13 protein-coding genes are annotated in these 12,184 nt (G+C 39.7%); 9 read left to right on the forward strand and 4 right to left on the reverse strand.

Translation table 11 applies throughout. From position 1 onward, the window contains the following. The first annotated feature begins 89 nt into the window (after positions 1-89). The 6 genes from thiC (at position 90) to DESOR_RS11315 (ending at position 5,360) form a co-directional block, all read left to right on the forward strand. Positions 90-1,394 (forward strand): phosphomethylpyrimidine synthase ThiC, encoded by a 1,305-nt coding sequence (gene thiC / locus DESOR_RS11290; RefSeq protein ID WP_014184725.1) that lies wholly within the window; start codon positions 90-92, stop codon positions 1,392-1,394. A 310-nt stretch (positions 1,395-1,704) separates the two neighbouring features. Next, positions 1,705-2,397, forward strand: coding sequence for a response regulator transcription factor (locus tag DESOR_RS11295; protein ID WP_014184726.1), 693 nt, complete (start codon positions 1,705-1,707; stop codon positions 2,395-2,397). Between the two features lies 1 nt (position 2,398). Then, on the forward strand, positions 2,399-3,808 hold the full coding sequence (locus DESOR_RS11300; protein ID WP_014184727.1) for a sensor histidine kinase: 1,410 nt from the start codon (positions 2,399-2,401) through the stop codon (positions 3,806-3,808). Between the two features lie 139 nt (positions 3,809-3,947). Next, positions 3,948-4,376 (forward strand): hypothetical protein, encoded by a 429-nt coding sequence (locus DESOR_RS11305; protein ID WP_014184728.1) that lies wholly within the window; start codon positions 3,948-3,950, stop codon positions 4,374-4,376. A 4-nt stretch (positions 4,377-4,380) separates the two neighbouring features. After that, positions 4,381-5,040: a hypothetical protein gene (locus DESOR_RS11310; RefSeq protein ID WP_014184729.1), complete on the forward strand. Its 660-nt coding sequence runs from the start codon at positions 4,381-4,383 to the stop codon at positions 5,038-5,040. A gap of 104 nt (positions 5,041-5,144) precedes the next feature. Continuing rightward, on the forward strand, positions 5,145-5,360 hold the full coding sequence (locus tag DESOR_RS11315) for a hypothetical protein (RefSeq protein WP_014184730.1): 216 nt from the start codon (positions 5,145-5,147) through the stop codon (positions 5,358-5,360). Between the two features lie 116 nt (positions 5,361-5,476). Here DESOR_RS11315 and DESOR_RS11320 read toward each other — a convergent pair whose 3' ends face one another. The 4 genes from DESOR_RS11320 to DESOR_RS11335 form a co-directional block, all read right to left on the reverse strand. Next, complete coding sequence (locus tag DESOR_RS11320; protein WP_014184732.1) at positions 5,477-6,784, reverse strand: FtsW/RodA/SpoVE family cell cycle protein; 1,308 nt, start codon at positions 6,782-6,784, stop codon at positions 5,477-5,479. Further along, entirely contained in the window at positions 6,778-7,119 is a 342-nt protein-coding gene (locus DESOR_RS11325) for a PadR family transcriptional regulator (RefSeq protein WP_014184733.1), read from the reverse strand. The genes DESOR_RS11320 and DESOR_RS11325 overlap by 7 nt, the downstream gene beginning before the upstream one ends. A gap of 46 nt (positions 7,120-7,165) precedes the next feature. After that, on the reverse strand, positions 7,166-8,143 hold the full coding sequence (locus DESOR_RS11330) for an alpha/beta fold hydrolase (protein ID WP_014184734.1): 978 nt from the start codon (positions 8,141-8,143) through the stop codon (positions 7,166-7,168). Between the two features lie 667 nt (positions 8,144-8,810). Next, the gene (locus DESOR_RS11335; RefSeq protein ID WP_014184735.1) at positions 8,811-10,064 is read right to left on the reverse strand and encodes an esterase/lipase family protein; all 1,254 of its coding nucleotides are present in this window, start codon (positions 10,062-10,064) and stop codon (positions 8,811-8,813) included. 349 nt (positions 10,065-10,413) lie between these two features. On the opposite strand from DESOR_RS11335, the gene DESOR_RS29690 reads away from it, so the two are divergent. From DESOR_RS29690 to DESOR_RS11350, 3 genes are all read left to right on the forward strand, one after another. Continuing rightward, positions 10,414-10,572, forward strand: a complete 159-nt coding sequence (locus tag DESOR_RS29690) for a hypothetical protein (RefSeq protein WP_014184736.1) — start codon at positions 10,414-10,416, stop codon at positions 10,570-10,572. Between the two features lie 582 nt (positions 10,573-11,154). Continuing rightward, positions 11,155-11,673, forward strand: a complete 519-nt coding sequence (locus tag DESOR_RS11345; protein WP_014184737.1) for an RNA polymerase sigma factor — start codon at positions 11,155-11,157, stop codon at positions 11,671-11,673. Continuing rightward, a complete protein-coding gene (locus tag DESOR_RS11350) occupies positions 11,654-12,184 on the forward strand; it encodes a zf-HC2 domain-containing protein (protein WP_014184738.1) in 531 nt (176 codons plus the stop codon). The genes DESOR_RS11345 and DESOR_RS11350 overlap by 20 nt, the downstream gene beginning before the upstream one ends.

Below are 12,184 nucleotides of genomic sequence, written 5' to 3' on the forward strand. Positions count from 1 at the left end.
AAGGGAGCATTAAACATAGTGCCACTTATCCCGCCGCTTAAAGAAGCAGGGGCATAAGTGGAAGTTATCTATATGGAGGAGGAATAGCCATGAGAGAATATGCAACGCAGATGGAAGCGGCAAGAAAAGGAATTATCACCGAGGAACTGAAAATAGTGGCAAATAAAGAGTTGATGACGGCAGAAGAGCTGATACCATTAGTTGCAGCCGGGAAAGTAGTCATCTGTGCGAACAAAAAACATAAATGTATCGACCCCCAGGGAGTCGGCTCAATGCTGAAAACAAAGATCAATGTAAACCTTGGTGTTTCGAGAGACTGCAAGGATTATGATATAGAAATGAAAAAAGTGATGGAAGCGGTTAATATGGGTGCTCACGCAATCATGGATTTATCCTCACACGGAAATACGATTCCTTTTCGCAGAAAGCTGACAGCGAAATGTCCGGCTATGATTGGAACAGTGCCGGTCTATGATTCTGTTATCCACTACCAGAGAGACTTAAACACCCTGACAGCAAAAGATTTTATTGATGTCGTAAGGCTTCATGCCGAGGATGGGGTTGATTTTGTTACCCTGCACTGTGGCATTACAAGAAAAACTATAGAACAGATAAAAACGCATAAACGAAAAATGAACATCGTCTCCAGGGGCGGCTCTCTGGTATTTGCCTGGATGTCTATGACCGGTGAAGAGAACCCCTTTTATGAGTATTACGATGAAATTCTTGATATCTGCCGTGAGCATGATGTGACTATCTCATTGGGAGATGCCTGCAGACCGGGCTGCCTGGCAGATGCTTCGGATGTATGCCAGATTGAGGAGCTTGTGCGCCTGGGCGAGCTTACCAAAAGAGCCTGGGAAAAGGATGTCCAGGTAATAGTGGAGGGACCTGGGCATATGCCGATTGATCAGATTGCTGCCAATATAAAGATCCAGCAGACCATTTGCAATGGAGCACCATTTTATGTATTAGGACCACTGGTAACGGATATTGCACCTGGCTATGACCATATCACATCGGCAATCGGAGGCGCTATTGCGGCTTCAGCAGGTGTCGCCTTTTTATGCTATGTGACACCTGCAGAACACTTGGCGCTGCCGAATTTAGAGGATGTAAAGCAAGGCATTATGGCCACAAAGATTGCTGCCCATGCAGCAGATATTGCCAAAGGTGTAAGAGGGGCAAGGGAAATTGACGATAGGATGGCGGATGCAAGAAGGGTGTTTGACTGGGAAGCACAGTGGGAGTGCGCCATAGATCCGGAAACGGCAAAAAAAATCCGCGCTGACAGGAAGCCCGAGCATGAAGACTCCTGTTCCATGTGCGGAAAGTTTTGCGCAATACGAAGTATGAACAAAGCACTTGCCGGAGAGTATATTGATATTTTGTAGTTATAAACTTCACAGCCATTTTCCGACTGATGCAAAAGTATAGGCTATTAGCGATATTCAGTTTCAGCAAGCTGCGTAAAAAGACCACCTTTGTTAAATGCTGTCATTTATCATAAGTGGTCTTTTTCTTTTTTAGATTAACTGCCAAATTCAGTAGTGGTTTAAATTGGATATTACTTATCTAAAATATTCCGCTATATTTATAACTTATTACTTGTTCTGAAAAGGAAGATGTTAGAAAAAAAGTATGATATTATAAACATTAATAAAAAATTAAAATTTTAACATTATATTGGGAGGAGGACATTAAGTGGATAAAGTTAATATCCTAATTGTGGACGATGATAAAAATATATGTAAATTAATAAACCTGTATTTAAAAAAAGCAGAATACGAAACAACTATTTGTCATGATGGCAGCAAAGCTATTGATCTAATCCAAAAAACTAAAGTCGACTTGGTTTTACTGGATCTTATGATCCCCGAGATCAATGGTTGGGAGGTCTGTAAGCTCTTAAAAATTGAACACAATATTCCGGTCATTATGGTAAGTGCCAGGGATGTTATTAAGGATAAGATTGCCGGTTTTGACGCAGGGGCCGATGATTATATTGTTAAACCTTTTGATCCGGAGGAACTGGTGGCCAGGGTGAAGGCCAGGTTAAAGTCACGGACTTCGGAAATAAGAAACATCAAGGAAAAAAATGTTGTAACTATTCACAATTTGGCCATCGATATGGATCAGTACCAAGTAAGAATGGATGGGCAAGAGGTTGACTTAAAACCGAAGGAAATCCAATTGCTCCATTTCTTGGCCAAGAATAAAAATATCGTTTTTACGAGAGAACAGCTTCTAGAGAAACTTTGGGATTATAATAATGCCGGAGATACAAGAACTGTCGATGTGCACATCAAGTGTCTCAGAGAAAAATTGAAGAATACCACCGGCGGCTGGAAAATCAAAACAATATGGGGTGTTGGGTATAAAATGGAGGTCCAATAGGATGTTAAAAAGTATATTTTTACGCCTATTAGTCACCTACCTGCTAATTACTATTTTCGTGATAACATCTATGACTTTCATTGTTGCCAATATTTATAAAAATACTGTTTTTAAGGAGGAGAGAGAACATCTTGAGTCGGTTGCCCAAAGAGCGAATAGTTTAGCCCAGGATTACTATAATCAACTAATTTCAGAGAAGGAACTTAACTCTGCGGTCAATGCCATGGGTTACAGTACAGAGTCGGTGATTTATGTCCTAAAAATCAATAAAGAGCATTTTGCAGAGCATCAGAAATTATTATTAAGTGGTCTAAATGAAGAATTTGTTGCTCAGGATTTAAAGTTGGTGCTGGACGGCCGGAAGGTTTTCCGCCAGGAACAGTACTCAGTAGGTTTCGGCACCTATGTTTTATTTTCAGGCAGTCCCTTGACTATTAACGGCAAGGTCGAAGGGGCAATCCTCGTGATTTCTCCGATCAATAACCTCAATCAAAATATTGCCCGCATGAACCTAATTATCTGGGCCGTGGCCGTAGCCATGATAATCGTGAGTGTGCCGTTTGTTTATTTAAACTCCAGGAGAATCTCCAAACCCATTAAAGAAATGGAAGTAACAGCACGCAAAATTGCTGCCGGAGAAAAAGCCGATCACACAGTGATTTTCTCCCAAGATGAAATTGGCCGCTTAGCCAACTCCTTTAATAACATGAAAGATCAAATAGAAAAAACAGAAAAAATGAGACAGGAATTGATTGCCGATGTTTCCCATGAACTAAGAACGCCATTGACCTCAATTAATGGATTTGTACAGGCCATTATTGACGGTGTCATAGAACCGGAAAACCATGGCGAGTATTTACTCCTAATTCAGGATGAAGCTAAGCGTTTGATCAGGTTAACCTCCGATTTGTTAGACCTGGCTAAGCTTCAGTCCGGCGGAATTGAAATGTATAAGGAACGGATTAACTTATTTGCGCTAGTGGAAGGTGTTTTGGCTGTATTCAGCCCCCAAGCTGAGAACAAAGAGTTATCTATAATTAACCGTGTGGCCCAAGAGCTTTATGTTAGGGCTGATTCCTCAGCCTTAAAACAAGTATTAATTAATATCATTAGTAATGCAATCAAATATTCCCCGGCAAAGGGACAAATTATCGTAAACGCGGAGCAAGACAGTAATCATGTCCGCCTGGCAGTTTGTGATAACGGTATCGGGATAGCGGAGGAAGATTTGCCTTATATTTTTGAAAAATTTTATCGTTCCGACAGAGTTCGGAACTCGGAAGATAAAAGTACGGGACTCGGCTTATCCATCGCCAAAAATTTAATTGAGTTAAACGGGGGAAGTATTTGGGCTGAAAGTACAGAGAGAAGGGGAACTTCAGTCATATTCACTTTGCCTGTTGATTTTTAGATTAAAAATTACAATTATTTTTTTTTTACAAATTGTTTACATTTAATCTATGGCGATTTTACAACTTGAGTTTAAAGTAGAGTTAATAGAGATGGGCAGTAGCTTATATTAATTATTAATCTGCAAGAAGGGGTGGACTATGAAGAGATGGCTTGCTCTAATTACAACTGTCTTTGGGTTATGTCTTCTTGGCAGTCTGGCTTGCGCCAAAAGTATAGACATTCCTCCATCAGAAGTAATTGTTGACAGCCAGCCAAATGGCTTGGACAACAACTTGGCGCCAGACAAGGTGAACCGCACTAAGACGTTGAGCCCCCCCGGCGATATTAAATTCCCGGAATCAAACACAACGGAAGAATCAACTTCCCAGGCTGTTGGGGAGTCTCTTCGGAATGAACCAAACGGAGATATTACCATAATTACCAAGTCCAATAATGCATATACAGATGCCCAAAAATTAGAAACCCTGGAGGAGTTGACGGGGGAAATTGATAAACTTATTGAGAGTCTTAAAAATTTGGAAGATGTGCCGGATTCAGAATTAAGTTTTGAATGGCAAGGGAGTTGACAATATGTTGAAGATAAAAAATAGCTTTATCTTTGTCCTGGCCTGTTTGTTGATAATCGGATTCGGTAGAATTGCTTCAGCGGTTGGCCAGCCCTCCAGGCAAACAACCAGTGAAGTACAGCATAGTTCTGATAGTCAAGGCTGCCCAGGTAAAGAGCAAAATACTCAGGATAGTCAGAGAAGTTCCGGCCTTGGTCAGCAGATTGACAGCCGGCGGACAACTAATCAGGGCAGCGAGACTAATCAAGTAAAAGGAAATAAAGAGGCAAATCAAATAAGAAATCAGGAACTTATGCGCAACATGGAACAAGTCAGATCAAAAATTGCTGAGACAACAAGTGTTAGAACAGAAATAATTAATTCTTCTGAGGAATTGAAGCTTAAAATTCAAAACAGACTGCAACAATCGGAAAATATCAGTACCGAAGATATGTTGCGGTATCAAGCGATGATTCAAACTCTTAGTCAAGAGCGGGAAAAAATTAATGAGCATAAGGGGAAGATTCAGGAGCAGGTGGCCTTACTGTCTAAAGCCCGGCTTGAGGGGGATTGTGAAGCAGCAAATACAGCCATTAATAACATCCAGGAGGAGCAGCAACTGCGCTTAGCTGCTTTGACGAAGGTTTTAGAGTATTTGAAAGATCTTCAGGCTGAGATTAACTGAAATCCCATGATTTAAACTATTACTAATCCAGAAAGGTGGTGGTGGAAGGTTAGGAGGTCAAGGGCTAAAATTTTGCCTAAAATAATAGTATGGGAGGAAATGAAATGAAAAAATTACTCTTCACTTTAGTGTTAATGGGATCGATGCTGGTATCTGTGGGTTCTGCATTTGCTTCAGGTAATGGTGCTTGTGATCGTGACCTGTTAAAGCTTCATTTAAGAGACGGATCCTGTCAGACGGCCTTAGTTGACCAGAGTGGGAGCGGGAGCGGAGATTGTGACCAATTAAGACTTCAAGACGGGTCATGCCAAACCGCCTAGAGATATTAGGACATTACCCCCTCAAGTTCAAAATAATACCTGGAACAAGACGTTCTGGGTATTATTTTTGACCACCTGAAAGATTGTATTCAGCCCCTATCGTGAGCTCCGCGGTCTTAAAGGTTAACCGGACCACCTTGGTTGTCGATAGGGCCATTTTTTCTCCTGTAAATACTGAGAATTATCCCCACTGCCAAAGCATTAATGATGAGCTGCGAACCGCCATAGCTGATGAAGGGCAGCCCGACCTCACTAATAGGAGCAAAACCTAGATTCATGGCTATATTCCATAAAAACTGCACAGCAAAAATAGCAGCTAACCCACTTGCAAGCAGCCTGGCATAATTGTTTTTCACTATAACTGCAATCCGTGTCATACGTATTAAGAACATCATAATTAGAACCGCCAATATTATTGCCGCAATCCATCCAAAGGTGCAGCTTATATAAGCAAAGATAAAATCAGTATGGGCAGCAGGTATGCCCCTTGTATCAAATGTAAAGCTCTGTCCATAATACCCAGAGGAACTAATTAAATTACTCAGCATAATAGTTTGGTAACTGCTTCCCAATGGATCTGCATGAGTATTAATAAATGCAGTTAACCTGTGAAGTATGTAAGGCTTGCTGATAATTGACAGAGCAGTTGTACCCCCTGCCAGACCCATTAGCAATAAAGCGATCCTGTATCCTGCCCCTGAAACAATTAAGAATACCATACAAGTTATGAAATAAATGGCCCCGGCAGCTAATGAACCATTAAGCAAAATGAAAACCAATGGCATTACACATAATAATAATCCAGACAATAACATTCTGGATTTGCTCCAATCCCATTTGTTTAAAATGCCTGCCAGAGTTATTGCAAACAATAACGGAGATATTGCTGCAACGTCCAGGGTTACTCCTCCTATTTGCAACCAGTGTTTACCACTAATTGATAAACCTGAAAAATATGTTATAGCCAGCAGCAATATGGTACCCACGTAAATATGTTTAGAATAAGCCTCCAGCTTTCTATAATCAAAGAAATACAACCCAGCTATAATAAACACTCCAAGCGTAGTATAAAGCAAACCCTTTGTAAAAAATGAAGTCGTAAGCAGACCTTGGTTTCCCATAAAGTACAACACCAATAGGCCCGTACTTACAAACAATAGGCTTAGTGCCAGGATGCTCCATTCTTGTTTAGGCTTGTGCACCTTGTCCAGTTGTTTTCCGACAAGGGCTGCATCTCCCATTTGAGCAATTGCCTTGCTCACTGCTTCATCGTCTGAAAAGCCTTGGGACAAATACTCATCACACCCTTCTCGAAGGTGGGACATAAGCTCAAGCTTGATTTCCTGATGGGCATCACGCAAGCTTATTTGCGAGCAAACTTCATTGATATATACTTGAAACTTATCACTCTCGGTTATCACCATGCATAGACCTCCCCAGTTATGACTCTATCAACTGCTGAACGAAAGGTTATCCATTCCTGTTCTTTTTCTTTTAAAAGGCCCTTTCCTGCACTGGTAATTCGATAGTATTTCCTCTGACGAGTTCCTTTGTCTCCCCACCAATAGGACTCAATCATGCCATCAGCTTCCAATGAGTGTAGAATAGGATAAAGTGTCCCCTCCTTAAAAGTAAATACTCCACTGGATTTCTTTTCAATTTCCTTTGTCATCTGATAGCCATACATAGGTTCACGATTTAATAAACTTAGTAGTAAAATTACGGTGCTTCCCTTTAGCATTTCTTTACTAATTTTCACTCTAAATACCCCTTCATATTTGACAATTTTTCTTCTTATCAACTTATTAATAACTATTTAGAATTTCCAGTATCTCATTATTTATCACTTCTGGGTTATACCAGTGAATAGCGTGCCCTGACCCTGTGACTACAATTTGTTTACTATCAGTAGACCATTTCTGTAGATTTAATTGATTTTCTTTACTTTCTTCATAATTATTTAATTCCTCAGATGTAATTATTCTGAGAGGAACATCATTTATATAACCATTTGCTACTACTTCCAGAGCATTTGTCTCTTTGTTTTTCCCTTCATCAACTTGGTTCCTATTTAAACAAGTTTTTACGAACATCGCTGAATCTAGCTCTTCAAAATTATCTGGAGCTGACACCAAGTTATTTCTGGCAGTGACTAGTGGTGATGAAGAATAGAAATTTGGCACTATATTAAATAACAATCGAGATATCCCGCTTTTATTAAGCAGATAAATTGATTTATGGAATATGGAAGCACGCATGGCAGCAATTGTTGAAGGTTTTACCATGTTTGAATACATGTCAGGATTTGACCCATCTATCAAAACAACACCCTTGACTTCATTTTCGTAGAGCTGAGCAAATCTTATCACTTCAAGCGAACCTATCGAATGCCCAACAAGAATGTATGGAGGTTTTTCTCCTGATTTCTCAAGCAATTCATGTATTTCTTTTGTTATAGTATCTATGTCTCTAGGAGTATCAGCAATATCACTCCATCCATATCCCGGCCTGTCATAAACCGCTGTTCTCGCATACTTAGATATTTCACTATATAGTGGATAGAAGTCAACATATGGGCTTGGTACTGCCCACCCTGATGCAAATACTACTGTTGCATTGCCATTGCCTTCTGCATAAATGTGCATATCATGTCCATTTATATTGATTATTTGGCCAACTGGTTTATATTTTTTACTGTCAAAATATTGTCCGATCTGTTCATATGTAATGCCTAGTAATAAAAGTAGCATTATACCTAATAATACTTTTTTCTTCCTGCTCATGGTTTAGTTGTTCATCTCCTTATTGATTTTGCATTATTTCATAGTCCGTCTTCCATATAGCAAATCATCCTCACTCTAACTCCCTGACAATAAGTTTTATATCTATGCATCGTATATCTAGGTATTCATTTTAAAGCATATTCACCCTTTTAGCAATAGTTTTTACACTATTTCCATTGTCGGGGAATGTCCCCAGGTATTCGATTTAAAAAAAGCAAGGGTATAGAGTTATAATTGTTGAAAGGCATCTCGTTTTTTATAAGATAAATGATGTAGATAAATTAGTTATTGTTTATGCCATTGTCGATGGAAAAAGAGAATACTGTAATTTAATATAGAAGTTGAACAAAGCATTCAGGTTAAATCTGGATGTTTTTCTGTTCTTGATCGGAGCGCCCAGGGCGGTGAGTCAGGCTGGGCATGTACCAAGAATCTTACGCGCGTAAGATTCTTGGTACATGCCCAGGAGAAAGCGTTCAATGAACTGAGTTATGAAATAGGTCTGTGACAAAGGTTGATGCCCAGGTGCCTAGGGAGCATATGAAGACGCTGAATGGTTTTTGATCTTTCAACCTAAAGTTGAATTCACAAGAATATCAAATATTAAGTTATTGAAAGCGGAAAACTTCGAGTAAGCGTCTGAGCAACAAAATAAAAGGAAATATTTTTACGACTGCGGCAAGGATGCCAGCAGTTCCGCATAAAAACGGAATAGTGGGCGAGGATCCTTCAGTGACATGAGGCCGATCACTGCAGTATGGTCAATTTTATTCAACTTACCGAGATAATTCCATTTTCCAGACTGAGGAGTCCCGCTATATGGAATAATTTGGTCTGCTGAACCCAAATGGGGACCCTCAGCAGTGATTACTGAAACCAGCCCGTCGTTTTCCCACCAACTTTGATCAATCTGAACCGGCTGGCTCTGAGTATAGGACCCAATATGACAGGACAGCAAGAAAAATAGGGGGTTCATTTCCACACAAGGAAGCTGATGACCTGTAAGTAGACTTTTATAGGTGCAGGAAGCTGCTTGTGAGAAATAATAAATATCGGACTGGGCTCTGACCCAAGTATTTAGTTCTTTCGCTCCTTCCGGATCTAGGTCCCAAGAAGCCAAGTCACGAGAAGTTTTCCAAGCATTGCTGCTTTCCACCCGTTCTAGAAAGCTGGCAATACTTTCACCAGGTTCCCTTTTCAGACCCCACTGATCAAGGTTGAAATCGTAAACATCGAGACAAGAGGCTCCTCCAAGGGCGCTAAGAAAGACAATCGCTTGCTGTAAAGTCGAGTTTTTGTCCAAAGCTGCGTAGGCTGCCGAACTACCGTCATGGGGAGTTGCAATTGTTAAAATACCGCTGATCCATCCCTTTTTATCGCCATTAAAGAGCGGAGAAAGCTCTTGCCCAGGAGTAACTGCTCTTTCCTCAGCATTGCCATTTTCTAATAACTGGGCTAAAACACGAATTGTCTGTCCGCCCATGCTGTGCCCTATAAGATGTATTTTATTTATCATTCCAGTTGCCGGGTCAATTTTACCCCATTGAGGATACAATCCGGGATAAGTTCTTCCATAACGCTCGTGTCCATATTCTTCCGAGTGGGCCTTACCATAATCGACCCTACCGCCCACGATTTGGGCATAAAGCTCACAGGCTCTGTCCCAGTTGCTGCTAAAGGGACCTACAGCCGCAACAAAGTTTGGATACCCTTGTGAAGCCAAATCTTGAGAAATGTTGTACGTCCCTCCCCAATAAGGGATACCCAGCAGGTTATCAAAACCTGCTAGTCCGTGGACAAATACTATTGGATAATTATTCTGGCGAGAAACAGCGGCACTGACAGAAGTTGGTGTAGCTGAAAAGACAAGTAATGAAAGTACTAGAATAACAATCAAGACCGGGGAAAATAATTTCTTCATAACCTTCCCTCCTCATGGAATTAAGTACATCTTTATTCAATTCCATAAGAAAAGTACGCAAAATTCTGATATTTATTACTGTAATTTTATGGCTACAAGGTAAGTGTCAACTAGGTAATTCCCACCTTGCTTTTTAATAATTATTCCATGCTCTATGGGTAATAGTGTTGTTGCCGGGTTAGGTATCTTATGTACTTATAAGACAATTTTCAAAATCTCTTGCAATTTATAACAAATATGATATAATAATAAATATAAAAAATGTTGTGTTTATGAACTCGTTAATATTATTTGCGTTATTTTCAAGGTGATTTTGGGGGTAGAAATTTAATTTGAGGGAGGAGTTAATATGGAAGGGCTGGATTTCTTGGTAACATCTATTTGTTTCTCTGTTTTAGGTTATGTATTATGTTATCTTACTCTTTCAAGTAACAATGAACTTAAAAGGGCTAACGATACTCAGACCAATCATTGGCAAGATGAGAACGCAAGCCTAAATAATTTCTAACCTGTTCGTGTAAAGAAATATAATCCCAATACGATGAGAAGGCCGCCGCTAAGTAATGTAATTTAGTGTTCTGGCCAAAGGCTTTACTTAAACTAACATGAGGAGATTAAAAATTCAGCGGTTTTGAGGTCTGACTAATCTAGATTAGTCATCTCAAAACCGCTGAATTTTTTAAATGGTTTTTGAGCTTTCAACCTAAAGTTGAATTCACAAGAATATCAAATATTAAGTTATTGAATGGACTTCTGGTGAGCTATTCATGTATTATAACGATTGGATAATTAAAGATTGTTCAGAAGTAATTTTTGATTGTAATTCCTCTGGCATACCTCATCAACATGCAATGAATACTATTATTGCTCAGAAGATTAAATAGGATGGCTGGCTTGAACAAGATCAACTTGATTACACTTTACTTGAATTATTCCCCTCTGAGTTTTTGCTTTTCATCTTCAACAGACTTGGCCCTGCGTTTTGTAAAGCTGTTTGCTCCGGCAGACAGCTTTTTCGTGAAAAATAATATATGCTGTATTGTAACAAACCCAAAAGATTTGACACTAATCTTCTGAAAGGGGGAAACGTATGGCTAGAATAAACATTCAAACCATTTACGAACAGAATAAACATGATGTATATTCCTACTTACTGAGCCTTACGCATAACAAGTCCCTTTCAGAGGATTTGACCTCAGATGTTTTTCTTAGTGCAATAAAAGCATTGCCTGCCTTCAGAGGTAATTCGAGCATAAAAACTTGGCTGTTTTCGATTGCTCGGCACAAATGGTATGAACATCTAAGAAAAGGCAAAAAGGAACTTGCCCCTGAGGATTTCATGAGAATCTATTTATCGGATGACACAACTTTAGAAACTGCCATGATAACAAATGAGCTGGTGGGTCGAATCTATGAGTTGTTAGAACAAGAACCTGTCAAAAGCAAAGACATCGTTTTGATGCGAGTGGATGGGTATTCTTATTTTGAAATTGCACAGAAACACAATATTTCAGAAAGTTCGGCAAGAGTCATTAATTTTCGTACCAAAGACAGAATCCGAGCAAATCTACTGAAGGAGGGATATATCAGTGAATCAAATTTCTTGTAATGTTTGTATGGACTTAATGCCGCTTGTAAAAGATGGTATTGCCAGTGAGGAAAGCTGTGCTCTGGTAATGAAACATATTGAGACCTGTGAACATTGTGCGAAGGCCTTGGGCGGAAAAACGGCGGCAAACGCAGCTATGGATGATGTGGTTGTATTGATTAAACTCAAAAAGCAGTTCACATTATTTTTAATAAGTGTTATTTTTGCTGGGACACTGATTGGCATGGTACTCTCCGATGGTATGAGTATGTTCTACAATGCGCTTATAATGCCTGCAATCGGGGGCTTTGGCTATATGCTCTTTAAGAAGAAATCATATTTTGTGCCGCTTGGCTTGTTTTTGTTTTCATTTGTATGGGTAAGTATTCGTGAAATAGTGAAAGGTTTTTTAACCTACTCGACCGTAGTAGACTTAATCATTATGTCTGCTTGGTGGTCTGGGGTTTTTGCAGCATTTAGTGCCGTTGGTGTTCTGATTGCAGGACTTTTATACTACGCATTTAAGAAGTAA

This window comes from Desulfosporosinus orientis DSM 765 (assembly GCF_000235605.1).
Taxonomy (GTDB): domain Bacteria; phylum Bacillota; class Desulfitobacteriia; order Desulfitobacteriales; family Desulfitobacteriaceae; genus Desulfosporosinus; species Desulfosporosinus orientis.